Raw genomic sequence first — 25,048 nt, 5'->3', positions numbered from 1 at the left:
TCTCAGTCCAGCTGGAGCTTCTTGATCGTGACGTCGAGCTTGGGTGCGCCGTCCTCGCCGCCCTCTTTGGTGCCGGCCGCGGCGATCTTGTCCAGCGTCGCCAGACCGGTCTGGTCGATGGTGCCGAACACGGTGTAGTTCGGCGGCAGCGTCGAATCCTTGTAGACCAGGAAGAACTGGCTGCCGTTGGTGCCCGGTCCGGCGTTGGCCATCGCGAGCGTGCCGCGCGGGTAGATCACCGGCTGCTGCAGCTTCGGATCGTCAGGCTGGTACTGGTCGGTCGGATACTCGTTGGCGAACTGGTAGCCCGGCCCGCCGGTGCCCTGGCCGGTCGGATCGCCGCACTGCAGCACAGCCAGACCCTCGCTGGTGGTCAGCCGGTGGCAGGGGGTGTTGTCGAAGAAGCCCTTGTTGGCCAGGCTGGCGAAGCTGTTCACCGTGCACGGCGACTTCGCGTTGTCGAGCTGCAGGCCGAGGTTGCCCTGGTTGGTCTCCATGCTGGCGCTGACCTGGGCGGGGTCCGTCGGCACCTTGCCCGAGCGGGGCGCCTCGACGGGCTTGCTCGCGGGCTCGGGGGACTTCGGGTACTGGCAGTTGCTGCCCAGTCCCTCGGGCGCGGCGAACGGGGGCAGCGCGCCCGGCTTGCCCGGCTCCGGGGCGTCGAGCGGCGAGGCCGCCTCAGAGGTCGACGTGCTGGCCGGGGCGGCGGTCGGGGTGCCGCTGTCGCGGTTGGTCAGCACGATGGTCGCCACGACGGCGGCGATCACGACGACCGCCGCGGCGGCCGACCCGATGATCGTGTACAGGCGGCGTTTGCGGTCCCGCTCGGCACGCCGTTCGAGTTGGCGCTCGAGCTTGCGCTTGGCGGCGGCTCGCCGTTGTTCGTTCGTCGGCACGGGCCGGGTCCTCCTCGGGGTCGATCAGGTCGGCACCGAGTGTGCCAGGACGAGCTGAGACAGCTCCTGTGACCCCTCGTGAACTGCGCGTCGGGCTCGGCATGGGAAGCTGGACGGTGTGTTGATCACCGGATTCCCCGCCGGGGTCCTGGCGTGCAACTGCTACGTGCTGGCGCCCAAACAGGGCGCCGATGCGATCGTCGTCGACCCCGGCCAACGCGCGATGGGGCCGTTGCAGCGCATCCTCGACGAGAACCGCCTCACTCCGGCGGCGGTGCTCCTCACCCACGGGCACATCGACCACATGTGGTCGGCGCAGAAGGTCGCCGACACCTACGGCTGCCCCACCTACATCCACCCGGCCGACCGGTACATGCTGAAAGACCCCGTGAAGGCGCTCGGGCAGGGCTTCGTCGTCGGGCTGGCGTCACTCGCGGTCGCGCCGCTGTTCCGCGAGCCGCGCCAGGTCATCGAACTCGACCGTGACGGCGACAAGCTCGACCTCGGCGGAATCACAGTGGTCGTCGACCACACCCCGGGCCACACCCAGGGCTCGGTGGTCTTCCGCGTCGAGGACCCGTCGCACAGCGAGCTGGCCTTCACCGGCGACACCCTGTTCAAGCAGTCGGTGGGCCGCACCGATCTGCCCGGTGGCAGCGGTCGTGATCTGCTGACCTCGATCGTGACAAAACTGTTGGTGCTCGACGACGACACGCTGGTATTACCAGGGCACGGCGAGCGCAGCACCATCGGCGCCGAGCGCCGCACCAACCCGTTCCTCGAAGGTTTGACGACGTGACCGATTTCAAGGCGCCCAAGGGCGTTCCCGATTACTTCCCACCCGATTCCGCGGAGTTCGTCGCGGTGCGCGCCGCGCTGCTCGGTGCCGCTCGCCGCGCCGGGTACGGCGACATCGAGTTGCCGATCTTCGAGGACACGGCGTTGTTCGCCCGCGGCGTGGGGGAGTCCACCGACGTCGTCTCCAAAGAGATGTACACCTTCGCCGACCGCGGGGAGCGCTCGGTGACGCTGCGTCCTGAGGGGACGGCGGGCGTCATGCGCGCGGTGATCGAGCACGGCCTCGACCGGGGCCAGCTGCCGGTGAAGCTGTGCTACTCGGGCCCGTTCTTCCGGTACGAGCGGCCGCAGGCCGGCCGCTACCGGCAGCTGCAGCAGGTCGGGGTGGAGGCGATCGGCGTCGACGATCCGGCGCTCGACGCAGAGGTGATCGCGGTGGCCGACGCGGGGTTCCGTTCGCTGGGGCTCGACGGCTTCCGGCTCGAGATCACCTCTCTCGGTGACGACACCTGTCGACCGCAGTATCGAGAGTTGTTGCAGCAGTTCCTGTTCGGCCTGGACCTCGACGAGGAGACGCGCCGCCGGGCGGAGATCAACCCGTTGCGTGTGCTCGACGACAAGCGCCCGCACGTCAAGGAGATGACTGCCGACGCGCCGTTGATGCTCGATCACCTCTCCGAGGTGGCCAAGGCGCATTTCGACACGGTGCTGGCGCACCTGGACGCGCTGGGGGTGCCGTACGTGATCAATCCGCGGATGGTGCGCGGGCTGGATTACTACACGAAGACGACGTTCGAGTTCGTCCACGACGGCCTGGGTGCGCAGTCCGGGATCGGCGGCGGCGGCCGCTACGACGGGTTGATGGGCCAGCTGGGTGGCCGTGACCTGTCGGGCATCGGCTTCGGGTTGGGTGTGGACCGCACACTGCTGGCGTTGCGTGCCGAGGGCAAGACGGCCGGCGAGACCGCGCGTGTCGACGTGTACGCGGTGCCGATGGGTGTCGACGCCAAGGTGCGGCTCGCGGTGCTGGCGGCGCAGCTGCGTGCCGCGGGCGTGCGGGTCGACGTGGCTTACGGGGATCGCAGCCTCAAGGGCGCGATGAAGGGTGCTGACCGGTCGGGCGCCTCGATCGCGCTGGTCGCGGGGGACCGCGACCTGGAGGCGGGCACGGTCGGGGTGAAGGCGTTGACGACGGGCGAGCAGGTCGACGTCGCCGTCGAGGACGTGGTCGCCCACGTGCTGTCGCAACTGGCCTGACTCTCCCCGCTCGAGGGAGAAGTCAGATGGCCATTGCGGCGCGCACGTCGGCTTCGGAGGCCGAGCCGCCCGTGCCGCTCGAGGTGATCCGGCCGGCCTCGATGATGTAGTAGCGCTGAGAGGATTCGAGCGCGAACCCGATGTGCTGCTCGACCAGCAGCACGCCCAGATCCCCGCGCGCGGTCAGTGCGGTGATGGCCGCCTCGATCTCGGCGACCACCGACGGCTGGATGCCCTCGGTGGGCTCGTCGAGGATCAGGCACTTCGGCGACGTGATCAGCGCGCGGGCGATCGCGAGCTGTTGACGCTGGCCGCCGGAGAGCAGGCCCGCGCGCCGGGTCAGCAGCTCCTTGAGCGCAGGAAACAGGTCGAGTTGCTCGTCGATCAGCGCCTTGCCGTTCTTGCGCCCGTCGGCCACCACCTGAAGATTCTCCGCAGTGGTCAGCTGACCGAACGACTGCTGCCCCTGTGGCACATAGGCCAATCCCCGTGCCACGCGGGCGCTGGGCCGCAGCTTGGTGATGTCCTCCCCGTCGAAACGCACTGTGCCGCCTGAGCATTTGAGCAGGCCGACGGCCGCGCGCAGCAGCGTGGTCTTGCCGGCGCCGTTGTGCCCCATGACGGCGGCGACGCCATCGGAGGGCACCTCCAGGCTCACCCCGTGGATCACGGTGCTGCGGCCGTAGCCGGTGCGGACGTCGACGAGTTCGAGTGTCACGAGATTCCTTCCGCGCCTGCGGCAGCGGTGCCGAGGTAGACCTCCTGGACCTTGGGATCGGCCTGCACCTCCGCCACCGAGCCTTCGGCGATGACCTGTCCCCGCGCCAGCACCGTCACCGAGGTGGCGAACGCCCGCATGAAGTCCATGTCGTGTTCGACGACGACGACCGTGCGCTCGGCCCCGATGCGCCGCAACAGGTTTCCGGTCTCTTCACGTTCCTCGGTGCTCATTCCCGCCACCGGTTCGTCGAGCAGCAGCACGTCGGAGTTCTGCACCAGCAGCATGCCGATCTCCAGCCACTGCTTCTGCCCGTGGGCCAGCACACCCGCGGGCCGCTCGGCGAGCTCGGTCAGGCCGATGGTGTGCAGGGTCTGCTCGATGATCGGCAGCACGCCGGAGCGTCGCCGCAGCAGTGCCCACGCCGAACGCCCCGCGCCGGCGGCGATGTCGAGGTTCTGCAGAACCGTGAGCTGTTCGAAGACGCTCGCGGTCTGGAACGTGCGTCCCACTCCGCTGCGGGCGATCTGGTGCACCTTCTTGCCGAGCAGCTCCACCCCGGACTTGTTCACCGAACCGGTCGCCGACACCAGCCCGGTGATCGCGTCGATCACGGTCGTCTTGCCGGCGCCGTTGGGCCCGATCAGGAAGCGCAGATCGCCCTGGAACAGCGTCAGGTCGACGTCGCTGACGGCCTTGAAGCCGTCGAAATCGACTGTCAAGCCGCGCACTTGGAGGTACTGCGTGCCCATCCCGGCGTTGCCGCCCTCGACGGGCTCCTTGCCCGCCGTCGCGGCATCGACCTCGGTCATGAACTCACCCCCACTTTCTCCTCGTCGGGCGCGGTGTCCTCGGCCGGCGCGGCGGCCTTCTTCCGCCGCCGGCGCAGCACCACACCGAGGCCAGCGAGGCCCGCGGGGAAGAATCCGACGACGACGATGAACAGCAGGCCCTGGGCGTACGTCCATTCCGACGGGAACCGTTCGGAGAACAGGGTTTGCGCCCACGCCACGCCGATGGCCCCGAGCACCGGGCCGAGCAATGTTGTGCGGCCGCCGATCGCGACGCCGATCAGGAACGCGATCGAGGGCAGGATGCCGACCTGAGACGGCGCGATGAACCCGACGATGGGCGCGAACAGCGCACCGGCGATGCTCGCGAACAGTGCGGCGACGGTGTAGGCGACCACCTTGATGTTGGCCGGGTCGTAACCGAGGAACCGCACACGCTCCTCGCCGTCACGCACCGCCACGAGCAGCTCGCCGTAGCGGCTCTGCATGAGCTGGCGCACGACGGCGACGACGAGCAGCAGCACCGCGGCGGCGATGAAGTACAGCATCCGGCGGTTCACCGGATCGTTGAGTGTGAACCCGAAGAACGTGCGAAACCTGTTGAGCCCGTTGGACCCGCCGAGGCCTGTCTGGCCGACCAGCAAGATGGCGAGTGCAGCCGCCAGCGCCTGCGACAGGATCGCGAAGTAGGCGCCCTTGACCCTGCGCTTGAACACACCGAAGCCCAGTGCGGCGGCGATCGCCGTGGGAAGCAGGACGATGGCCACGAGCGTGACCGCGGGTGAGGCGAACGGCTGCCAGTACGACGGCAATTCACGGATGCCTTGGATCTGCATGAAGTCGGGCACCTCGTCGCCGCGCAGCTGCGCGTCGGCGATCTTGAGGTGCATCGCCATCAGGTAGCCGCCGAGCCCGAAGAATACGCCCTGGCCCAGCACCAGCATGCCGCCGCGACCCCACGCCAGTCCGATACCGGCGGCGACGATCGCGAAGCACAGGAACTTGCCGAGCAGGCTGAGCCGAAAGTCCGACAGCAGCGCGGGGGCGATGACGAACAGGACCAGCGCGGCGATCCCGAAGCCGGCCCACGTCTGCCAGCGGCCGATGAGGGTTCTCACACCAAACTCCTTGTCCGGACGGTGAACAACCCCTGTGGACGCACCTGCAGGAAGATCACGATGATCACGAACACGACGACCTTGGCCAGAGACGCGGTCGTGTTGTATTCGATGAACGAGTTCAAGAAGCCCAGCGCAAGCGCCGCGATCACGGTGCCCTTGATCTGTCCGAGCCCGCCGACCACCACCACGAGGAACGCGTCGATCAGATAACTCTGGCCGATCGTCGGACTGGTGGAGCCGATGAGCGTCAGCGCCACACCGGCCACGGCAGCCAGGCCCGAGCCGATGAAGAACGTGGTGATGTCGGTGCGTCGGGACGAGATGCCGCTGGTCTCGGCGAGGTCGCGGTTCTGCACGACCGCGCGGATGCGCCGGCCCATGGGGCTGACCTTGAGCACTGTGGCCAGCACCGCGACGCACACCACGGCCAGTACCAGGATGAAGATGCGGGTCTTTGGCACCACGGCGCCGAGGATCTCCACGCCGCCCGAGAGCCATTCCGGTGCGACGACGTTGACGGCGGGGGCGCCGAAGATGTCGCGCGCCACCTGCTGCAGGATCAGGCCGACACCGAACGTGACCAACAGGGTGTCCAGCGGCCGGTCGTACATCCGTTGGATCAGTCCCACCTCGAGCGCCACGCCCATCGCACCGCCGATGAAGAACCCGATGACCAGCGAAATGATCAGGGATACACCGGCACTGGAGATCACCTGCTGCACCACGTAGGCGGTGTAGCAGCCGGCCATGATGAACTCGCCGTGCGCCATGTTGATGACGCCCATCTGGCCGAACGTCAGCGACAGACCCAGAGCGGCCAGCAACAGGATCGAGCCGAGGCTCAATCCTGTTGCCAGCTGTCCGATCAGGACATCCATCGGGTCAGCCGGAGAGGCCGGCGGCCCACGGGTAGGACTTCAGGAACGGATCGGGCTCGATCGGGCCGGGGGACTGCCACACGGTGTAGATGAGTCCGTCGGGCCGGATCTCGCCGATGCGGGCGGTTTTGGTGATGTGGTGGTTCTCGCCGTCGATCGTCACGAGGCCTTCGGGCGCGTCGAACGTGACGCCGCCGGCGTTGTCCTGAATCGCCTTGGTCTCGAACGACTTCGCCTTCTCGACGGTGTTCTTCCACAGGTACACCGAGGTGTAGGCGGCTTCCATCGGGTCCGACGTCGGCTTGTTCGCGCCGTAGGCCTTCTTGTAGGCGTCGACGAACTTCTTGTTCACCGGGGTGTCGATGGTCTGGTAGTAGTTCCAGGCCGTCAGCTGCCCCGTGATGTTCTGCACGCCGATGCCGCCGACCTCTTCCTCGGCGATGGACACCGACACGACCGGCATCTGCTGCGGGGTCAGGCCGACGTTCTTGTACTCGCGGAAGAACGCGACGTTCGAATCGCCGTTGAGGGTGTTGAACACGGCGTCGGCGTCAGCGGTGCGGACCTTGTTGACGATGGTCGAGAAGTCCGTCGAACCCAGCGGCGTGTAGTCCTCGCCCTTGATCTCGATGCCGTTGGCGCCCGCGTAGGCCTTGATGATGCGGTTGGCCGTCTGGGGGAACACGTAGTCGCTGCCCACCAGGTAGAGCGACTTGACGCCCTTCTCCTTGAGGTAGTCCAGCGCAGGCACGATCTGCTGGTTGGTGGTGGCGCCGGTGTAGAAGATGTTCGGCGACGATTCCAGGCCCTCGTACTGCACCGGGTAGTAGAGCAGCGAGTTGTTGGACTCGAAGACGGGCAGCATGGCCTTGCGGCTGGAGGAGGTCCACCCGCCGAACACCGCGGCCACGCAGTCGCTGCTGATGAGCTTTTCGGCCTTCTCGGCGAACACGGTGGGTTCGGACGCGCCGTCCTCGCCGACGAGCTGGATCTGCTTGCCCATCACCCCGCCGGCGGCGTTGATCTCGTCGACGGCCAGCTTGATGGAGTCACGGACCGTGACCTCGGAAATCGCCATCGTGCCCGACAGTGAGTTCAGCGATCCGACCTTGATGGTGGACCCGGAGGTGTCCACGCACGACGCCGCATTTGCTGAATCTGACTCACTCGCCTTGCTTCCACAGCCTGCTACCAGCAAGCTGACCGCCGCGACGATGCTCCCCGCGGCGAGCGCGGTGCGCCGGGACGGGTGGCGCCGAGGATGCTCCATAGAGGGCCTTTCTGATGGTCGACAGTGTTTACCCGGGTTCACCTGCGCAGAACATGCAGTGTCGCCATGGGTGGGCGACGGGTGAACGCGGGATTGTCGACACGGGTCGGTGTCGATTCCGGACGTTAGAGCGCCCGTGTTTCTGTCAAATGTCTGTGTGTGACGGCACGGTTAACCTGTTGGCTGGCGCGGGAGTTGGTTTGCCGTTCACCGGCTATGGGGCCACACCGATCGAAGGCCGGTAACGGTTGGGTACCGTCGGGCGATGTGATCGACATGCGAACAGCTACAGCCAAGGTTGGGGTGTCCCTGATGGTCGCGGCCGCGTCCGTGCTCGGGTCCACCGCGGTGAGTCCCGGTGTCGCCAGTGCGCAGCCGGCCGGTCATCAGGTGCGTTACACGATCAGCACCGCCGGCCCGTACCAGTTCGACGTGACGTATCTGGTGAACCAGCCGACGGACAAGGCGGCCTACAACGCCGACGCCTACGCCTACATCAAGCGCGATTCCGTCACCATCGCACCCGGACAGCCGTGGACGTTCGAGACCACGCTGAGCGATCCGCAGTGGGCGTACGTGTGGGCGAGCAGCACCACCAAGGGCGGGCAGGCGGCGCCTAATGCGCACTGCGAGGTCGCCGTCGACGGGCAGATCGTGATCCAGGGCGATCACCCCTACAGCCCGCTGTGCCAGGGCGCCCAGTGGTGAGCTAACCCGTTCGCTGCTCGGTCAGTCCGCGCAGCGCCTCGGGCAGAGCTCCGGTGTGTAGCACGCCGAGCCGCTGGGTGGCGCGGGTCAGTGCCACGTACAGGTCAGCGGCCCCGCGCGGGCCGTCGGCCATGATCGTCTCCGGGGAGACGACGAGCACCGCGTCGTACTCCAGCCCCTTGGTGTCCGCGGGTGCGACCGCGCCCGGGGTGCCGGGCGGACCGATGACCACGCTGGTGCCTTCCATTGCCGCCTCGGTGCGCACGAATTCTTCGATGGCAGAAGTCAGTTGGTCCTCGGTGACGCGGCGTGACCACGGCGCCACCCCGCACGAGCGGACCGATTCGGGCGGTGTCACATCCGGGGCGAACTCGGCGAGCACCGCGGCGGCGACGGCCATGATCTCGCTCGGGGTGCGGTAGTTCGTCAGCAGCGGGCGGTACAGCCACCGCTGGTTGACATACGGCTCGAGCATCGACTGCCAGGACGTCACGCCGGCGGCGGAGCGGCGCTGGGCCAGATCCCCGACGATCGTGAACGACCGGCGCGGGCAACGCCGCATCAGCACCCGCCACTCCATCGCGGAGAGCTCTTGGGCTTCGTCGACCACGACGTGCCCGTACGTCCAATCCCGATCTGCGGCAGCACGTTCGGCGAGGTCGCGGGTGTCGCGTTGTTCGAAGCGCTCGGCGAGCTCTTCGGCCGCGATCACGTCGGAAGCCAGCAGCTGGTCCTCGTCGTCCATGAGGTCCTCGCGGCCGATCATCAGGTCCAGCACCCCGGCGGCGTAGGCGGCTTCCTCGCGGCGATCCTTCTCCGCGGCCGCCTCGGCCTTCTTGTCGCGACCCAGCAGGTCGACCAGTTCATCGAGCAGCGGCACGTCGGACACCGTCCACGCCTGCCCATCGGTGCGCAGCAGGATCGGGTCAGCGCCGGCAGCACTCAGCCGCTCAGGGGACGAATACAGCTCGGCCAGAAGCATTTCGGGTGTCAGCATCGGCCACAGCCGGTCGAGCGCCGCGGCGAAGCCGGCGTGATCGTCGAGTTCCTCGACCAGTTCCGAGCGCAGGTGCTCCCACGCGTTGCGGTCCTCTCGGGTCAACCAACCCTTGCCGATCTTGCCGATCGCGCGTTCGGTCAGCGCCCACGTCAGCACGTCGGCGAACACCGCCCTGGCGTCGTTGTGGGTTTTTCCGCTGGCGCGGGCCTCGTCGACGGCCCACTGCGCGATGTCCGGGTCGATGCGCACGGAGACATCGGCCAAGTCGATCGGGATCGGCTCGGCCGGAACGCGCTGCCGGTCGGCGACGGCCGCCGTGAGCACCTTCAGCATGTCGAGGGCGCCCTTCACCCGGGTGACATCGGGGGTGTCCCGGGCGGCGACCCCCAGTCCCGGATACAGGTCGCCGGTGGTCATGAACACGACATTGGTCTCACCCAGGGACGGCAGCACACGCCCGACGTGGTCCAGGAACGCCGCGTTGGGGCCGACGACGAGAACGCCGTGGCTCTCCATGCGTTTGCGCTGGGTGTAGAGCAGGTAGGCCACCCGGTGCAGCGCGACGACGGTCTTGCCGGTGCCCGGGCCGCCTTCGATGACCAGCACCCCGGCGTGGTCGAGACGGATGATCTCGTCCTGCTCGGCCTGGATGGTGGCGACGATGTCGCGCATGCCCTCACCGCGCGGCGCGTTGACCGCGGCGAGGAGCGCCGCGTCGCCGGTGCCCCGGCCGTCGAGATCTTCTGCGGCGTCAGGGCGGCCGAGGATCTCGTCGGTGAAGTCGAGCACACGGCGGCCCATGGTGTGGAACTGGCGGCGACGCCGCATGTTCTCCGGCGACGCACCGGTGGCGACGTAGAACGCGCGGGCGGCCGGCGCCCGCCAGTCGACGAGCAGCGAGGTGAAGTCATCCGCCTCGTCGAGGATGCCGATGCGTCCGACGTAGATCGTCTCCCCGTCGATGCTGTCGAGCCGGCCGAAGCACAGGCCGCTGTCGGCGACGTTGAGCCGGGCCATCTGTCGCGCCAGTGCGCGCACCTCGGCATCGCGTTCGACGAGGGTGCCGCCGGTGCCCCGCAGGGCGCCGCGGTAGCGGTCCCTGACCCGGATGCGTTCGGCATCGAGGCGGTCGTAGAGCGTGGCGACATAGCGCTGTTCGGAGGCGAGTTCGGTGTTGTAGCCGTCAGTCGACATGGTGCCAACCACGCTACTTGCTTGACACTGGTTCGAACATGTGTTCGCATGGTGGTATGCGGTGGTCCGGTCAGAGCATCGATGTCGACGACGGAGCTCTTCCCGGTCTGCAGCGGCTCGGTCTGGTCCGCAGCGTGCGGACACCGGAGTTCCAGGGCATCACGTTTCACGAGGTACTGTGCAAGTCGGCGCTGAACAAGGTGCCCGCGGCCTCGATGCTGCCGTTCCAATACACCGTCAACGGCTACCGCGGCTGCTCGCATGCCTGCCGGTACTGCTTCGCACGCCCGACGCACGAGTACCTGGATTTCGACAGCGGCCAGGACTTCGACTCCCAGGTCGTCGTCAAGACCAACGTGGCCGAGGTGTTGCGGCGCGAACTGCGCCGCCCCTCGTGGACGCACGAGACCGTCGCGCTGGGCACCAACACCGATCCCTACCAGCGGGCGGAGGGGCGGTATGCGCTGATGCCGGGCATCATCGGCGCGCTCACCGACTCGGGCACCCCGTTCTCCATCCTCACCAAGGGCACGCTGCTGCGCCGCGATCTGCCGCTGCTCACCGACGCGATGCGGCGCGTCGACGTCAGTGTCGCGGTGTCCCTCGCGGTCGGAGATCCGGAGCTGCACAGCGCGATCGAGCCCGGGACGCCGACGCCGCAGGCGCGGCTCGGGTTGATCTCGGCGATTCGAGAGGCGGGCCTTCCCTGCCATGTGATGGTGGCCCCGGTGCTGCCGCGGCTGACCGATTCGGTGGCTCATCTCGACGACCTGCTCGGCCGGATCGCGGCGGCGGGTGCGACGAGCGTGACGGTCTTCGGTCTGCATCTGCGCGGCAGCACCCGCGGCTGGTTCATGGACTGGCTGGCGGCCACCTACCCGGATCTGGTCGGCGAGTATCGGCAGCTGTACCGGCGCGGCGCCTATCTGCCGGCCGACTATCGGGCGATGCTCGCGCAGCGCGCCGCCCCGCTGGTCGCGAAATACGGTTTGGGGCCGGGCCGTTCGTTTCGGCAAACCGGCCCGCGCCGACCCGCGCCAGCGCCGGCACTCCCGGCCCAGCCGGCGTTGTTCTGATCCTCAGTCGAGGAGCGCTGAGCGCAGGACGTCGAGCGGCAGCCCGCCCAGGTCCAACGCTCGCCGGTGAAACTCCTTGAGCGGCACGCCCTTTTCCGTCACCGTGTCCCGCAGTTCCTGCCAGATCCGCTGACCGATCGCGTACGACGGCGCCTGACCCGGCCACCCCAGGTAGCGGTCCAGTTCGAAGCGCAGGTTCTCCTCGGCCATCGCGCTGTGGGACTGCAGGAACGTCCACGCCCGGGCGGCATCCCAGGTGCCGCCGTCCGGCGCGGTCAGCCCGCAGTGCACACCGATGTCGATCACCACACGCGCGGCTCGGAAGCGTTGCGCGTCGAGCATGCCCATCCGGTTGCCTGCGTCGTCGAGCCACCCCAGTTCGGCCATCAACCGTTCGGCGTACAGCGCCCAGCCTTCGCCGTGCCCGGAGACCCAACAGCCGAGCCGGCGCCACCGGTTGAGTTCGTCGGCCAACACGACGGCGCGCCCGATCTGCAGATGATGACCGGGAACCCCCTCGTGGAAAACGGTGGTCATCTCCTGCCAGGTGTGGAACGTGCGCACGCCGGCGGGCACCGACCACCACATCCGGCCCGGGCGGGTCAGGTCCTCGGAGGGGCCGGTGTAGTAGATGCCGCCGGTGTTCGTCGGCGCGATACGGCACTCCAGCCGGCGCAGCGGCGGCGCGATCTCGAAATGCGTGTCCGCCAGTGCGTCGACGGCTCGGTCGGACAGGTCCTGCATCCACTGCGCCAGCGCCTCGGTGCCGTGCACCAGATACCGTTCCTCGTCATCGAGCCGCCGCAGCGCCTCGCTCGCGCTCGCCCCCGGATACAGCCGGTTGGCGATCGAATCCTGTTCGGCGACAATCGAGCTCAACTGGTCCAGGCCCCAGGCGTAGGCCTCGTCGAGGTCCACGGAGGCGCCGAGGAACGAGCGGGACAGCATCGCGTAGTCGTCGCGACCGCAGGCGTCGACCTCGCGGGCGTGGGGGCCGATCTCCTCGCGGAACACTCCGACCAGCGCGGCGTAGGCGTTGGCGGCGTCCTCGGCGCAGCGGCGCAACTCGGCGTGCAGCGTCAGATCGTCGGGCACCGCGTCGGCGACCATGTCCAGGTAGAGGCGCTGGATCTGGCCGGACTGGGCGATGCCGCGGCGGATCTGGCGCGCCGCGGGTGCGCGGCCCGTCGACACCGCCGCGCGCAGCGCGTCGGCGTATCCCGACACGCGCTCGGGCACCCGCGCCAGGCGCCGGGCGATCGTGGCCCAGTCGTCGGCGGTGTCGGTCGGCATCAGGTCGAACACGTCGCGCATCGTCTGCAGCGGTGAGGCGATCACGTTGAGTTCGCCGACATCGAGACCCGCGTCGTGCAGGTCGACCAGCACGGTGAGGCGTTCGGTCAGTGCGGCGGCGGTCACCACGTCGGCGTCGTCAGCCGGTGCGGTACCGGCCAGCTCACGCAGCCCGGCGCGCGCGGCGTCGGCGCGGGCCGCGCAGCCGTCGGGGGAGTAGTCGGTGACCTGGTCGTCGAAGCCGGCGATGCCGACCTCCGTTGCACCGCAGGGGTCCAATTGCGCCCAGGTGTCCAGATAGCGTTCGGCGACGGCGTCGACGGCCGTGGCTGCCCTACCCAAGGTCGCGGGCCGCGAACGTGTCGCACTGGGCGGGGTCACCGGTCTGGTAGCCGGTGGTGAACCACTTCTGCCGCTGCTCGGAGGAGCCGTGGGTCCAGGATTCGGGGTTGACGCGCCCGGTCGCGGACTCCTGGATCCGGTCGTCACCGACGGATGCCGCCGCGGAGAGGGCATCGGCGATGTCCTTGTCGCTCAACGGCTCCAAGAACGGCACCCCGGTGCCCTCCTGCTTGGTGATCGCCGCGAAGTGCGCCCAGACGCCCGCGTAGCAGTCGGCCTGCAACTCGGTGCGCACCCCGGCGCCGGTGGCGCCCTGCGGGTCCTGCTGGGCCCGGCCCAGCACGCCCTCGAGATTCTGGACGTGGTGGCCGAATTCGTGGGCGACGACGTACTCCTGGGCCAGCGGCCCTCCGCTGGAACCGAATTGGGTGGTCAGCACGTCGAAGAAGTCGGTGTCGAAGTACGCGGTCTGATCCACCGGGCAGTAGAACGGCCCCACGTCGCTGGTGGCCGGACCGCACCCCGTGTCGACCTGTCCGGTGAACAGGCGCACTTTCGGACGGGTGTAGCCCGGCATCAGCTGGGCCCACACACCGTCGACGGAGTTGCCGGTGGCGATCACCCGGCACTGCACGATCGCGTTCGCGTCGGCGCCGGTCTTGCACTGGCTCGTGTCGAAGCCCGGGGTGTCGGCGGTCTGCGGGCCGGCCTGCTGCTGCGGTACCACCGAGCTGGGATCGACCCCGAGGAACAGCGCCACGACGACGATCAGCAGGCCGCCCAGGCCGCCGCCGACGGCGATACCCCGGCCGGGACCGCGACCACCCCCGCTGGTCGACGTGGTGCTGGTATCGATCTGCATGCCCTCGTTGAAGGTCATGGCCCCACCTCGCTTCGCCGCCGGGCCCGGATGCCGGGCCCGTCAAGAATCGCACACTACGATTCGCGTTGTGGCAGTCGTCGCCGGACCATCCACCGTCGTGCGTACCTCGCTGGGTGAGCTGCGCGGCGACATCGAGGGCGGCATCGGGGTGTGGCGCGGCGTGCCGTACGCGCAGCAGCCGATCGGGCCGCGGCGGTTCCTGGCTCCGGCGCCACCGATGCCGTGGGACGGGGTGCGCGATGCTCTCGAGCATGGGCCGCTGCCGCCGCAGACCACGTCGTTCGTCGGGGGCGGCCGCGACGATCCCAAGGTCCGCGACGAGGCCTGCCTGACGGTGACGGTCTGGTCGCCGGACACCACCGCCGCGCTGCCGGTGATGGTGTGGATTCCCGGCGGGGCATTCGTCTACGGCGCCGGGCAGTTCCAGCTCTACAACGGGTCGCGCCTGGCGGCCAACGGCAACGTCGTCGTCGTCAACGTGACCTACCGGATCGGCGTGTTCGGTGGTCTCGAGCTCGGGGATCTGGGTCCGGGTTTCGACGACAACCTGGCACTGCGCGATCAACTCGCTGCGCTGCGCTGGGTGCGCGAGCACATCGCGTCGTTCGGAGGAGATCCGGATCGCGTCACGGTGTTCGGGGAGTCGGCCGGAGCGACGTCGGTGCTGGCACTGCTCGCCTGTCCGCAGGCGAGCGGGTTGTTCCACCGCGCGATCGCGCAGAGCCCCGCCTTGCCGCTGATCGCCGACCGGGCGTTACGTGCGGAGCGGGCCCGCGATTTCCTCGGCCACCTCGGTGTGCCGGCGGCCGAGGTGGCCGAACTGCCGCAGCGGCAGCTGCGCCGCGCCGCCGGTCAGGTGCAGCTGGCGAGCGCGGCGCAGACGCCCATGTTGGCCTACGGGCTCACGCACGGCACCGAGCTGCTGCCCCGCCATCCGATCGACGCGGCCCGCGCCGGCGAGATCGCCCGCGTACCGCTGATCATCGGCACCAACAGCCACGAGGCCACGATGTTCGCCTGGACCCGGCCGCCGATGCTGCCCACCACGAAGGAGTCGGTGCACGCCTACTTCGACCGGGTCGCCCCCGACGTCAAAAATTTTGTGCTGCAAGCATATCCGCGCTATCCGCGGCGCAGCGCCCTCATCGCCATCGGCTCCGACGTGATGTTCGGCGGGCCCGCCTGGGCATTCGCAGACGCCTACAGCTCACGCGCGCCGGCCCGGATGTACCGGTTCGACCACGCAGGGCTGAGCCTGCGCCTGCTCGGCCTCGGCGCCACTCACGGCAGCGAGATCGTGCACGTACAGCACAGCTACGCGTCCTTCATCGGACGCAAGCTGCATCCGCTCGGGCGGCGCTTCCCGCCGTCGGTGGGCGTCCGCATGCAACGCACCTGGCTGGACTTCGCCTGCAGCGATCGCGTCCGCGACGAGGCGAACTGGCCTCTCTACGACGTCGAGCATCGTCGGACCCGCCTGATCGCCACGCGACGGGACGCGGTCGAGGAAGACCCGGATCGAGTGCGCCGCAGCGCATGGGCCCGCATCTACTGACGGGCGAACCGCTCGTCGGTGTAGCGCCGCAGCTCGTTCAGGAAGCGCTGGCACATCCGGTTCATCACCGGCGCGCCCAGCGTCAGTCCGGCCCGTCCGGCGAGGTTCGCGGGCTGCAGCGCCATGATCCAGGTCAGGTGGCACCCCCGCGATGTCGGCACCACGCGATAGTCCTCGGCGAACGCCGCCATGGCGGACGTGCTGATCTCGTTGAAGCGAAAAGCCATGCGTTCGAAGGTGTCCCAGGCAAGGAACTCCTCCTTGCCGCTGAGCCCACCGCGCATCTCGACGGTGCGGGTGGTGCCGACGCCGCGCGGTGGCGGGCTGGTCCAGGTGACCTTGGTGATCACCGTGGCCCAGTGCGGCCAGGAGTTCTCGTCGGCCAGCACCTCGAACAACTGCTCCGGAGTGATCGCGAGGTCGACCGTGCTGACGATGCGGTAGGGCGCGGAGTCCAGGAACTCGAGGCCGACGCGTTCGCAGGCGTGCATAGCCAGCACCTTAGTCAGGCCGGAAGACCCCACCTCTAGACTGGTTTGTCGATCATCACCGTCTTTGAGGAGTACTTCGTGCTGCGTACCCGCACCGCCGGATCGTTGCGTGCCGCCGACGCCGGTCAGACGGTCACGCTGGCCGGATGGGTGGCGCGCCGCCGGGACCACGGCGGCGTGATCTTCATCGACCTGCGTGACTCATCAGGCGTTGCCCAGGTGGTGTTCCGGGACGGGGCGGTCCTCGAGCAGGCGCACCGGCTGCGCTCGGAGTTCTGCGTTGCCGTCACCGGCGTCGTCGAGATCCGGCCCGAGGGCAATGCCAACGCCGAGATCGCCACCGGCGAGGTCGAGGTCAACGCGACGTCGTTGACGGTGCTGGGGGAGAGCGCACCGCTGCCGTTCCAGCTCGACGAGACCGCCGGCGAGGAAGCGCGCCTGAAGTACCGCTATCTGGACCTGCGCCGCGAGGGCCCGGGGCAGGCAATCCGCCTGCGCTCCAGGGTGAATGCCGCCGCCCGCGGAGTCCTTGCTGACCACGACTTCGTCGAGATCGAGACGCCGACGCTGACCCGCTCGACCCCCGAGGGTGCCCGCGACTTCCTGGTGCCCGCCCGCCTGCAGCCTGGGTCCTTCTACGCGCTGCCGCAGAGCCCGCAGCTGTTCAAACAGCTGCTGATGGTCGCGGGCATGGAGCGCTACTACCAGATCGCGCGCTGCTACCGCGACGAGGACTTCCGCGCCGACCGCCAGCCCGAGTTCACCCAGCTCGACATGGAGATGAGCTTCGTCGAGGCCGACGACGTGATGGCGGTGTCCGAAGAGGTGCTGCGGGCGCTGTGGGCGCTGATCGGCTACGACCTGCCGACTCCGCTGCCGCGGATCAGCTACGCCGAGGCGATGCGGCGCTTCGGCAGCGACAAGCCCGACCTGCGGTTCGGGGTGGAGCTCGTGGAGTGCACCGAGTACTTCGCCGACACGCCGTTCCGGGTGTTCCAGGCCCCCTACGTGGGTGCGGTGGTGATGCCGGGCGGAGCCGCGCAGCCGCGGCGCACGCTCGACGGCTGGCAGGAGTTCGCCAAGCAGCGTGGCCACAAGGGGCTGGCCTACGTGTTGGTCGGCGATGACGGGGAGCTGTCCGGTCCGGTCGCCAAGAACCTGTCCGAAACCGAACGTGCCGGCCTGGCCGCCCATGTCGGCGCGAATCCCGGTGACTGCGTGTTCTTCGCCGCGGGTACGCCGAAGGCGGCGCGGGCGCTGCTGGGCGCCACCCGCATCGAGATCGCCAAGCGTCTCGACATGATCGATCCGAGCGCGTGGGCGTTCACCTGGGTGGTGGACTGGCCGCTGTTCGAGCCGGCCGACGACGCGACCGCATCCGGTGACGTCGCCGTCGGGTCGGGCGCCTGGACCGCGGTGCACCACGCGTTCACCTCGCCCACGCCCGAATCCGAGGCGACGTTCGACACCGATCCGGGCTCGGCGTTGGCCAACGCCTACGACATCGTCTGCAACGGCAACGAGATCGGCGGCGGCTCGATCCGTATCCACCGCCGCGACATCCAGGAGCGGGTGTTCGCGATGATGGGCATCGACCACGACGAGGCCGCCGACAAGTTCGGATTCCTGTTGGACGCCTTCACTTTCGGCGCGCCGCCGCACGGCGGTATCGCGTTCGGCTGGGACCGGATCGTCGCGCTGCTCGCCGGGGTGGACTCGATTCGCGAAGTGATCGCGTTCCCGAAGTCCGGCGGTGGGGTCGACCCGCTGACCGATGCGCCCGCGCCGATCACGCCGCAGCAGCGCAAGGAATCCGGCATCGACGCCAAGCCGGAGTCCAAGTAGCGGTCACTCGAGGCCGGCGCGTCCGGCGAGTCCCCTGAATTGTCGGGTCACGGCGCTCAGGTCGGGCACCGGTGCGGTCGGGCCCGCGGCCTCCATGGCCGGCGGTCTCGCGATCCGCTGCCCCCGGGCAATGACAGCGGCCTGCTTCGGTGTGCCCGAACGCACGTTCAGGCTCCCGTCTTCGCCGCCGATCAGCGGGGCGAGTCCGAACACTTGCCCTCCGTACTCGTCGCTCGGCGGTTCGGCCCGACGGTTCGGCGGCCATGGTGACGCGGACGCTCTGGACGATCTGCTGGCGCTGGAATCGTCGGGTGGGACGGGCTCTCCGCGCCGTGGCGGAGATTCGGCGTGGGCCGAGCCGTCCTCGGTGGGCGCGGACTCCCGGCTCCCCGGTTCGCGGCTGACAGTCCCCACTGACTGCTCCAGGTAGTTGCGCCAGGCGTGGATGTAGCCGAACAGCTGATGCGTGGGATCGGCTGAGGGAGGTGCCGGCGGAAATCCGAGTGGCATCGCCGGGCTGGGCCCGATGCTCGGCCCGAGGTTCGGGACGGTGGAAGCCAGCGCTGCCAGTGCGTCGAGCAGTTGGCGCCAGGCCTGCAGATGGGCCTGCAGCTGGTGGTTGTCGTCGGCCGGCACGGTCATGTTCGACCTCCAAAGGGTGCGATCAGGGTGTCCAGTGGGTGTGGCAGCGATTGCTGAAAGTATTGCGAATCGAGGATGCGCAGCGGCCGGGTATCGGCAGGTTCGCGGTTCTCGATGTCGAAGATGTAGCAGTAGTCGCCGGCCGGTGTCGGCATGCGGACTGGACTCGACAACCCCTGGTCGAGGAAGCCGTACGGGAACCGCCACGGCAGCGTGGTGTGTTCCCGCTCGTCCACTCCGCCCGATTCGACCCACACGTAGTGGTCCAGGATCGCGTTCACCGCGTGCCGGGCCGACTCGCACGCCGCTTCCATCGACGTCAATCGCGTGAACGTGCGGTTCCACGTGCCCGCGAACACCACCGAGTTGTGATGGACCTGGTAGCCCCCGTGACGCGCCTGCCACACATGCCGTGTCTCCACGTCTGCGCACCAGTCGCTGTAGGCGAACTCGTAGACGATGGACGTCCCGTGCGGATTCCACGGATCGCCACCGGGACGGTTCTCCCAGTCGCCGACGATGGGCACCAGATACGGGGTTTCGTTGCCCACCACGCGGCCGGCGCTCTGACCGGGCCGCGCTGTGCGGAGCCCCCGATCGAGGGCGTACCAGACCGGCCGTGGGAGCAACGCGTCTGGCCCGTTGGCGGCGTCGTTGGTCAGGGCCGTGGTCAATTGCCGCCAGACTTCGGCGGCGATCTCGTCCGGTGTGCAGTCGCGCGCCGTCTTTCCGCGGCCCAGCTCGTCGACGAGATACGTGGACGGGGTGTTGAAATCGGCTATGTCGACCGACATCACGGAGATGTGGCCGTCGCGCGACAACTGCGGCTGCTTCTCCCAGAGGCCCTGCTGGTTGATCGAGGACAGGCCCCACTCCGAGCCGGCGTAGTACATGTGTCCGCGCAGCAACTGGAACTCGGTGTCGAAGTAGAACTGGATCCCCGTCATGGTCTGGAACCGATCCCACGGCACTCGGCCCACCTCGTCGATCAGATAGGGGTTCCGGCGGTGTGGCGGGCGCGTCTGCTGGGGTTGGAGCGGCTCCTCAGGTGGCGGAACCGAAGTGGCGAAGCCGTCCAGCCCTGCCACCGTTCCGCCGGTACCGGCGTCGCGCAACGACGACGTGAGCCATTCCGCCGCAGGCGCATCCACCGCGACGACGGTGTAGTCGGGGGCCAGTCGTGCGCCGTCGGTCAACCTGATTCGAACCCGCGCCCGCAGATGAGCAGGCTGGGTGAGGTCGATCGCGGGCGGTTCCAGATCCTCGGCGCCCGCATGTACGAATCGAACTCCGAGGCAGAGAAGATGCCGGTACCAATGGTCGAACCACGCCTCACTCGTCGGTCCGTTGAGGACCCCGTCGGCCTTGTCGTCGTGGCGATCCATGTTCAGGAACAGCTGCAGATAGCTGACGATGTTGGTGCGCGCGTCACCCCAATTCGGGTCGAAGGCAACGAGCACCCGGGGCATGTCGCGAAGCATGCGGTCGAAGTCGGGGGAGTACGTGTGCTGCGGCTGGCCGGTGCTGTCCTTGCCGACGAAGAAGTCGTAGCTCGATACGTTCTCCAGTTCAGCGCCGCGCCGCAGCGGGCTGGTGACGAGGAAACGGAGGAGTCGGCTCTGGAAATAGGCGATGTCCTCGGCGGGCAAGCCGAGCTTCCTGAGCTGAGCGACGACGCTGAAGAACTCGGCCAGGCTGCGCGGTCGTTCCCGCGGGAAGACGAGCGAGGGTTGGCCGGGAACCGTTGTGCCCTGGGTGATCACCCGGCGGACGTTGTCCATCACGGTCCGCGAGGTGGACTGCCACCGGGACATCTGCGCATCGGCACACTCGTAGACGGGGATTCGTTGAAGCAGATCCCAGATGTGGAGGTAATACGCGGGGAAGAACCGGAAACCATGCTCACCGGCCACTGCACACCCCGGTGGTTGTGCGGTGCCCCGTCGACCGGGGAACGGCCTCAGTTCCGCGGGGCTGCCATCGTGGGTGCCCGCTGTCGAGAACTGCGATGCGGCAAGTCCTCCGAGTTTGACCGGCGGATGCATGCCCGGCGGCGCGGTCGCGAGCCCGTTGCGCTCGTCCTCGCGGTACTCGTAGACCGTGACGTCGAAGCCGCGTAGGGCCAATTCGTGGGCGGCGGTCAGACCAGCGATGCCCGCGCCGAGCACCGCGACCGTGGGACGCTGGTCGTGCGACGCCGGTGTGGTGATCGGCCGTGTCATGTCGGGTCCGCCCGCAACGCGTCGATCAACTCGGACTGCGCGGGAGCGCGCGCGGCAGCGTGGACGTAGGCGCGCAGCGTGTCGTGAGTGCGCACAACGTCGTTCAACGATCCTCTGACGTCCACGGTGCCGATGTCGATGGCATCCTGCAGGCTCGTTTCAGCGTCGAGGACGGCGACGATGACGGCTCGGCTGGTGGCGATCCGGACATTCGCGCGCGCCGGTCCGTCAGCGACGGTCAGTCGGCCGCCGCCGATCAGCGAGAACCGTTCGCCGTCCACCTCGAGTGCGACCACGAGGGATCCGAGTGCGTCCGCCATGAGTCGATAGCTGGCTGGAACCGCCTCGGCGAGGTGCTCCACCGACCGGCGCAACAGAGACGAGACCGGTTCAGCCATAGAGAAACTCGAATACCGCAGCACCGTCGAAATCCATGCGCTGACCGCCGACGTTGCCTGTGACACGCGCGGTGCCGCCGGCCTCGCAGAGAACCGTGCACGCGTCGAGCGCAACGTCGGACGGATGAGCCAGTCGCGCGTAGGAGGTGGGGTGGACGTCGGCGTGCACGGTGTCGCCGTGACGCTCCGCAAAGATCTCCAGGCGTTCGGGCACGCCCGGCGCCCTGCCGTCGACGACGAGGCCCAATGCTGGCGGCAGCGTGCAGTCGGGCGGGCGCGACAGCGCGCCGTGAACCCGGGTGGTGACCGCGGAGCGCAGCAGCATCGCGGCAGGTTCGTCCCGGTGCCATACGTACACCGCTTGGGAGGTGAACCGCAGACGCCGTCGATCGGTCATCTGCAGCATTACGATCGACCATGGGTTGTCGCGCTCCGTGGGCACGATCGTGCCCCAGGTCCAGCCGAAATCACCGCCCCATCGGAAGCGTCCCCAATTGTGGTCGTGGTAGGCGAGGTCATCGTCGAAGACCATGTCGCGGCCGTCGATGTGGAGCCGGCCCGCCGCGTGGAGGCGCGGCACGAACAGCCAACTCATCCGGCCCTCACCGACCGCCTGGTTGTTGACCACGAACGGTCGGCTTCTGGGGGTGAACGTCAGCTGTCCGTGAATTCTGCTGCGGGGTAGGTCGATCGACACCTGGTAGCCGTCAGGGGTCACTCGCACGCCGTTGGTTCCGATCGTCAGCTCGCCGAGATCGGGGGATACCTGCACCGACGATGCGTCGAAGCGTTCGACGGCTCCGGTCCACCGTCGATCGAGGGCGATGACGATCATTCTGGACGAAAAGTCGCCGCTGAGGCTGAAGTTGATGAGCACATGGCAGTCCGGTCCGTGGACGATGAAGTGCTGCCATTCCTTGTAATCACTCGGATCCGCTCGGGCCAGCAACGGCGCGCGGATGAAGTCGCTGCGCGAGAGTGTCGCCGTCACCGCAGCCACCTCGTGGGTTCCCGCACCGCCGGCATGTCGTCACCAGGCATCACAGAGGCGAGGTTCTCGATCGACCTGCCCAGGCTCGCGACCCCGACCAGCATGTGAACGAAGTCATCAGCCGCACTCAGGGTTTGGTGGCCAGTGTCAGATGCGAGCGCTTCGACCGCCTTGGCCGCCGCCACGACACCCATCAGGTAGCCGATGAGTGAGCTGTGTTCGGCGAGCGCCGGGCGGGGATCAGAGAGCGTCATGCGAAGCCTTCTGGCCGGAACCGGGACAGAACCGCATCGTCGAGGCCGTCGGCGACGACCGTGTCGGCGAACAGGGTCGCCCAGGCATCCGGCGGGCAACCCGGCTGCGCGGGACCGTCGAGCACGTTGAGGCTCACGGTCTCCCAGACCATCCGTAGGTTTTCGACTGCTTCCGATGACGCGAGTGCGTCGCGCAGCTGTGCTCCCTCCGGTGTCTCGGCGTAGCGGCGCCCCTGAGCGACGAGGACGTCGTGGACGTGGCGAGCGGCCGCCGGACTGCCGAGCACGGCGCGGCGCAGTCCGAGCAGCAGTTCGTAGGTGGTGCGGTGGGCGCCGGACTCCTCAGGCGGTTGCGGGTGCAGTCCTGGGGCCTGTTGCTCGACCAGATCCAGCACGGATTCGCGGACGCGTTCCAACTCGGCGAGCGCGGCGATCAGTTCCTCGGGTTTCACCGGGTCCGCCCGTGCACATAATCGACGACGCTGACAAGAGCGTCGCGGTGGTGGCTCGGCGGAAGCCAGTCGAGATCGGCGAGGATCGCGGCAGCTTCGCGTGCGTGGTGAGCCGCGACCTTCTTGGCGTGTACCAGCGACCCCACGTCGACCATGAGTCGATGCAGCCACCGGATGTCGTCGAGTGTCTTGGGGTCCGAGACATGTTGTGCGCTCAGGTACATGCGGATGGAGTCGCGGCCGCTGCCTGAGAGCTCACCGCGTCGCGCCAGCTTGTCCAGGAGTTCCAGCAGGCCGGATTCACTGTCGGTGGTCGGGCGACGCTTGGCCAGGATGTGAAGGGCGCGTTCCCGATCGGACGGGCGGGCGCGGCGCAACACATGCAGAAGCATCAATGTGCGCTTGCCCTCCCAGAGATCGCCGCCGATCTCCTTTCCGTAGACGTCGGGGTCGGCACGCAGATTGAGCAGGTCGTCGGTGATCTGGAACGCGGCCCCGAGGTGCCGGCCAAGGGCTTCCAGAGGCGCGAGCCGCCCGGCGCTCTCGCCGGCGGCGATGGCACCCACCTGAAGAGGCGTGATGAAGGAGTACCAGCTGGTCTTCAGTTCGACCATCGTGAGGTAATCCGAGTCGTCCAGGTGCCAGGCGTTGGATCGCACCCAGTCCAATTCGATCGCCTGGCCCTCGACCGTTCGGCGGGTCATGTGCGACACAGCACGCAGGACACGCAGGGCAGGACCCAGACCGATGCGCTCGACATTGTCGAGCAGAGGCTGCAGGGACAGCGACAGCATGGCGTCACCGACGTTGACGGCCACCGGGATGCCGTGGTCGATGTGGAGGGTGGGTTTGCCGCGCCGCCACCATGATTCGTCTTCGATGTCGTCGTGGATGAGGAAAGCGTTGTGATAGAGCTCTAGGGTGGCTGCAGTCGGCAGCACGGCGTCGAGGTGGCCGCCGAGGCCGAGACACATGGCGATGCTGAGCGAGGGACGTAACGCTTTACCCCCGCGACGGGGGTAGTCGAGGACCAGCTCGTACAACCCCCCGACCGCGGGCTGCTCGGCTCCGAAGAGGCGGCCGATCTCCGCGTCACAGGCCCCTTTGCACAGTTCGAGGTAATCGTCGAGCGAATTGCCGGCGCGTGGGGCCGCGGACGTATCCGGGTCGATCACTGTCATGGCGCGCTGAGCAAAACCAGGCCGCTTGAATCCTTGACTCGGAGAACAGCTTTCACGCGCACTGCAAGACGGAGCTTGTTGTCGCCGTTCTCCCCGACCACTTCCAGGCTCGGGGGTACTGTGACCGCGAGGTCCACCGGCTCTTCGCCGGGGGAGGCGTCTCCGGCGGCGCCCTGTGCTATGCGCTGACGGCGGCCCACGAGAACGGCTCGCGCGGGATCATTGTTTGCGATGGGGTTTTCGAGCTGCTCCACGCGATGCAACGAGCCGATGTTCGCCCCATCGAGCAGGGACTGGAGGATCGAATAGCCGCCGACGAACTTGCTCAGCACCTTCAGGCCGCTGGTATTGGTGAGCAGGCAACCTGGAGCGCGGAAGCCGCCCTGCTCGACGAGTACACGCGCATCGATGAGGCTGCCGAGGAGCGTGCCCTCGTCTGTGGTGTCGAGGATCTCCGGCGTTGAGTTGCCTGCCAGCGCCACGGCAACGTCCTGGTCGACCAGCGCTGCGAGGTCGCCAGCGCGTTTGATGGCGAGGTTGAGCAGCGCGGTGGGCGACGAGGAGGTCGCGGTGGCCAGAGTCACGTCGAAAGGGACGGACCAACCCGCTCCGACCGCGATCACGCCGGGCTGCGCGGCGTTGACATCGTCGGCCGGCACCTCGGTGCGCGACGGATCGCCGGTGTCCCAACGGGGAATCGACTGCCAGGCAACACAACAGTTCTCGAAGGTTTCCAGCACAGCCTGATTCGCCATGGCCAGCTGCTGCGCACTCAGATACATGTCTGCCCCC

General features: G+C 68.2%; 22 protein-coding genes and 1 pseudogene. 6 read left to right on the top strand and 17 right to left on the bottom strand.

The genetic code is table 11. From position 1 onward, the window contains the following. Nucleotides 1–2: 2 nt before the first annotated feature. A complete protein-coding gene (locus ACZYYX_RS21150; RefSeq protein ID WP_463816592.1) occupies nucleotides 3–896 on the bottom strand; it encodes a peptidylprolyl isomerase in 894 nt (297 codons plus the stop codon). A gap of 118 nt (nucleotides 897–1,014) precedes the next feature. Here ACZYYX_RS21150 and ACZYYX_RS21145 point away from each other — a divergent pair, with 118 nt between their 5' ends. Both ACZYYX_RS21145 and hisS read left to right on the top strand, forming a co-directional pair. After that, nucleotides 1,015–1,695: an MBL fold metallo-hydrolase gene (locus tag ACZYYX_RS21145; RefSeq protein WP_463816591.1), complete on the top strand. Its 681-nt coding sequence runs from the start codon at nucleotides 1,015–1,017 to the stop codon at nucleotides 1,693–1,695. Beyond that, nucleotides 1,692–2,951 (top strand): histidine--tRNA ligase, encoded by a 1,260-nt coding sequence (gene hisS / locus ACZYYX_RS21140; RefSeq protein ID WP_463816590.1) that lies wholly within the window; start codon nucleotides 1,692–1,694, stop codon nucleotides 2,949–2,951. The genes ACZYYX_RS21145 and hisS overlap by 4 nt, the downstream gene beginning before the upstream one ends. 22 nt (nucleotides 2,952–2,973) lie before the next feature. Here hisS and urtE read toward each other — a convergent pair whose 3' ends face one another. The 5 genes from urtE to urtA are packed head-to-tail and all read right to left on the bottom strand — an operon-like array spanning nucleotide 2,974 to nucleotide 7,729. Beyond that, on the bottom strand, nucleotides 2,974–3,669 hold the full coding sequence (urtE, locus tag ACZYYX_RS21135) for an urea ABC transporter ATP-binding subunit UrtE (RefSeq protein ID WP_463816588.1): 696 nt from the start codon (nucleotides 3,667–3,669) through the stop codon (nucleotides 2,974–2,976). Then, nucleotides 3,666–4,481 (bottom strand): urea ABC transporter ATP-binding protein UrtD, encoded by an 816-nt coding sequence (urtD, locus tag ACZYYX_RS21130; RefSeq protein WP_463816587.1) that lies wholly within the window; start codon nucleotides 4,479–4,481, stop codon nucleotides 3,666–3,668. Before urtD ends, urtE begins: the two co-directional genes overlap by 4 nt. After that, a complete protein-coding gene (gene urtC / locus ACZYYX_RS21125) occupies nucleotides 4,478–5,578 on the bottom strand; it encodes an urea ABC transporter permease subunit UrtC (RefSeq protein WP_463816586.1) in 1,101 nt (366 codons plus the stop codon). Before urtC ends, urtD begins: the two co-directional genes overlap by 4 nt. Next, nucleotides 5,575–6,459 carry an urea ABC transporter permease subunit UrtB gene (gene urtB / locus ACZYYX_RS21120; RefSeq protein ID WP_463816585.1) on the bottom strand — a complete coding sequence of 295 codons (885 nt, stop codon included), beginning with the start codon at nucleotides 6,457–6,459 and terminating at the stop codon, nucleotides 5,575–5,577. Before urtB ends, urtC begins: the two co-directional genes overlap by 4 nt. A 4-nt stretch (nucleotides 6,460–6,463) precedes the next feature. Then, the gene (gene urtA / locus ACZYYX_RS21115) at nucleotides 6,464–7,729 is read right to left on the bottom strand and encodes an urea ABC transporter substrate-binding protein (protein ID WP_463816584.1); all 1,266 of its coding nucleotides are present in this window, start codon (nucleotides 7,727–7,729) and stop codon (nucleotides 6,464–6,466) included. Between the two features lie 276 nt (nucleotides 7,730–8,005). Here urtA and ACZYYX_RS21110 point away from each other — a divergent pair, with 276 nt between their 5' ends. Beyond that, nucleotides 8,006–8,437 (top strand): hypothetical protein, encoded by a 432-nt coding sequence (locus tag ACZYYX_RS21110; RefSeq protein ID WP_463816583.1) that lies wholly within the window; start codon nucleotides 8,006–8,008, stop codon nucleotides 8,435–8,437. 1 nt (nucleotide 8,438) lies between these two features. Here the strand turns inward: ACZYYX_RS21110 and helR are convergent, their stop codons facing one another. Continuing rightward, on the bottom strand, nucleotides 8,439–10,631 hold the full coding sequence (helR, locus tag ACZYYX_RS21105; protein ID WP_463816582.1) for an RNA polymerase recycling motor ATPase HelR: 2,193 nt from the start codon (nucleotides 10,629–10,631) through the stop codon (nucleotides 8,439–8,441). A 56-nt stretch (nucleotides 10,632–10,687) separates the two neighbouring features. Between helR and ACZYYX_RS21100 the strand changes: the two genes are divergently transcribed. Then, nucleotides 10,688–11,707, top strand: coding sequence for an Rv2578c family radical SAM protein (locus ACZYYX_RS21100; RefSeq protein WP_463816581.1), 1,020 nt, complete (start codon nucleotides 10,688–10,690; stop codon nucleotides 11,705–11,707). Nucleotides 11,708–11,710: 3 nt separating this feature from the next. On the opposite strand, the gene ACZYYX_RS21095 is transcribed toward ACZYYX_RS21100, so the two are convergent. After that, complete coding sequence (locus ACZYYX_RS21095; RefSeq protein ID WP_463816580.1) at nucleotides 11,711–13,342, bottom strand: DUF885 domain-containing protein; 1,632 nt, start codon at nucleotides 13,340–13,342, stop codon at nucleotides 11,711–11,713. Next, nucleotides 13,335–14,222, bottom strand: coding sequence for a KPN_02809 family neutral zinc metallopeptidase (ypfJ, locus tag ACZYYX_RS21090; RefSeq protein WP_463816579.1), 888 nt, complete (start codon nucleotides 14,220–14,222; stop codon nucleotides 13,335–13,337). The genes ACZYYX_RS21095 and ypfJ overlap by 8 nt, the downstream gene beginning before the upstream one ends. Here ypfJ and ACZYYX_RS21085 point away from each other — a divergent pair. Continuing rightward, the gene (locus ACZYYX_RS21085) at nucleotides 14,203–15,780 is read left to right on the top strand and encodes a carboxylesterase/lipase family protein (RefSeq protein WP_463816578.1); all 1,578 of its coding nucleotides are present in this window, start codon (nucleotides 14,203–14,205) and stop codon (nucleotides 15,778–15,780) included. The two genes, ypfJ and ACZYYX_RS21085, sit on opposite strands and share 20 nt — an antisense overlap. Here ACZYYX_RS21085 and ACZYYX_RS21080 read toward each other — a convergent pair. Continuing rightward, entirely contained in the window at nucleotides 15,774–16,271 is a 498-nt protein-coding gene (locus ACZYYX_RS21080; RefSeq protein WP_463816577.1) for an SRPBCC family protein, read from the bottom strand. The two genes, ACZYYX_RS21085 and ACZYYX_RS21080, sit on opposite strands and share 7 nt — an antisense overlap. 54 nt (nucleotides 16,272–16,325) lie before the next feature. Between ACZYYX_RS21080 and aspS the strand changes: the two genes are divergently transcribed. Next, a complete protein-coding gene (gene aspS, locus ACZYYX_RS21075) occupies nucleotides 16,326–18,116 on the top strand; it encodes an aspartate--tRNA ligase (RefSeq protein ID WP_463817165.1) in 1,791 nt (596 codons plus the stop codon). 3 nt (nucleotides 18,117–18,119) lie between these two features. Here the strand turns inward: aspS and ACZYYX_RS21070 are convergent. The 7 genes and pseudogenes from ACZYYX_RS21070 to ACZYYX_RS21040 form a co-directional block, all read right to left on the bottom strand. Further along, nucleotides 18,120–20,980 (bottom strand): annotated as a pseudogene (locus ACZYYX_RS21070) (FAD-dependent oxidoreductase). Further along, nucleotides 20,977–21,378: an SCP-2 sterol transfer family protein gene (locus ACZYYX_RS21065; RefSeq protein WP_463816576.1), complete on the bottom strand. Its 402-nt coding sequence runs from the start codon at nucleotides 21,376–21,378 to the stop codon at nucleotides 20,977–20,979. The pseudogene ACZYYX_RS21070 and the gene ACZYYX_RS21065 overlap by 4 nt, the downstream one beginning before the upstream one ends. Further along, entirely contained in the window at nucleotides 21,371–22,369 is a 999-nt protein-coding gene (locus ACZYYX_RS21060) for a hypothetical protein (protein ID WP_463816575.1), read from the bottom strand. The genes ACZYYX_RS21065 and ACZYYX_RS21060 overlap by 8 nt, the downstream gene beginning before the upstream one ends. Next, on the bottom strand, nucleotides 22,366–22,623 hold the full coding sequence (locus ACZYYX_RS21055; RefSeq protein WP_463816574.1) for a hypothetical protein: 258 nt from the start codon (nucleotides 22,621–22,623) through the stop codon (nucleotides 22,366–22,368). Before ACZYYX_RS21055 ends, ACZYYX_RS21060 begins: the two co-directional genes overlap by 4 nt. Further along, on the bottom strand, nucleotides 22,620–23,075 hold the full coding sequence (locus tag ACZYYX_RS21050; RefSeq protein WP_463816573.1) for a hypothetical protein: 456 nt from the start codon (nucleotides 23,073–23,075) through the stop codon (nucleotides 22,620–22,622). Before ACZYYX_RS21050 ends, ACZYYX_RS21055 begins: the two co-directional genes overlap by 4 nt. Further along, entirely contained in the window at nucleotides 23,072–24,256 is a 1,185-nt protein-coding gene (locus ACZYYX_RS21045) for a polyprenyl synthetase family protein (RefSeq protein ID WP_463816572.1), read from the bottom strand. Before ACZYYX_RS21045 ends, ACZYYX_RS21050 begins: the two co-directional genes overlap by 4 nt. Further along, the gene (locus ACZYYX_RS21040; protein ID WP_463816571.1) at nucleotides 24,253–25,038 is read right to left on the bottom strand and encodes a hypothetical protein; all 786 of its coding nucleotides are present in this window, start codon (nucleotides 25,036–25,038) and stop codon (nucleotides 24,253–24,255) included. The genes ACZYYX_RS21045 and ACZYYX_RS21040 overlap by 4 nt, the downstream gene beginning before the upstream one ends. Nucleotides 25,039–25,048: the final 10 nt, after the last annotated feature.

This window comes from Mycobacterium sp. IDUB_1 (assembly GCF_055419625.1).
This window is presented reverse-complemented; position numbering and strand designations above follow the sequence as displayed.

What these genes read in the sequence shown, in the direction of transcription:
- ACZYYX_RS21065 (WP_463816576.1), bottom strand. Translation starts at nt 21,378, where the DNA reads ATGGCTGAACCGGTCTCGTCTCTGTTGCGCCGGTCGGTGGAGCACCTC.
- ACZYYX_RS21040 (WP_463816571.1), bottom strand. Translation starts at nt 25,038, where the DNA reads ATGTATCTGAGTGCGCAGCAGCTGGCCATGGCGAATCAGGCTGTGCTG.
- ACZYYX_RS21085 (WP_463816578.1), top strand. Translation starts at nt 14,203, where the DNA reads ATGCCCTCGTTGAAGGTCATGGCCCCACCTCGCTTCGCCGCCGGGCCC.
- ACZYYX_RS21100 (WP_463816581.1), top strand. Translation starts at nt 10,688, where the DNA reads ATGCGGTGGTCCGGTCAGAGCATCGATGTCGACGACGGAGCTCTTCCC.
- urtA (WP_463816584.1), bottom strand. Translation starts at nt 7,729, where the DNA reads ATGGAGCATCCTCGGCGCCACCCGTCCCGGCGCACCGCGCTCGCCGCG.
- ACZYYX_RS21080 (WP_463816577.1), bottom strand. Translation starts at nt 16,271, where the DNA reads ATGCACGCCTGCGAACGCGTCGGCCTCGAGTTCCTGGACTCCGCGCCC.
- ACZYYX_RS21110 (WP_463816583.1), top strand. Translation starts at nt 8,006, where the DNA reads ATGCGAACAGCTACAGCCAAGGTTGGGGTGTCCCTGATGGTCGCGGCC.
- ACZYYX_RS21045 (WP_463816572.1), bottom strand. Translation starts at nt 24,256, where the DNA reads ATGACAGTGATCGACCCGGATACGTCCGCGGCCCCACGCGCCGGCAAT.
- ACZYYX_RS21055 (WP_463816574.1), bottom strand. Translation starts at nt 22,623, where the DNA reads ATGACGCTCTCTGATCCCCGCCCGGCGCTCGCCGAACACAGCTCACTC.
- urtD (WP_463816587.1), bottom strand. Translation starts at nt 4,481, where the DNA reads ATGACCGAGGTCGATGCCGCGACGGCGGGCAAGGAGCCCGTCGAGGGC.
- helR (WP_463816582.1), bottom strand. Translation starts at nt 10,631, where the DNA reads ATGTCGACTGACGGCTACAACACCGAACTCGCCTCCGAACAGCGCTAT.
- urtB (WP_463816585.1), bottom strand. Translation starts at nt 6,459, where the DNA reads ATGGATGTCCTGATCGGACAGCTGGCAACAGGATTGAGCCTCGGCTCG.
- ypfJ (WP_463816579.1), bottom strand. Translation starts at nt 14,222, where the DNA reads ATGACCTTCAACGAGGGCATGCAGATCGATACCAGCACCACGTCGACC.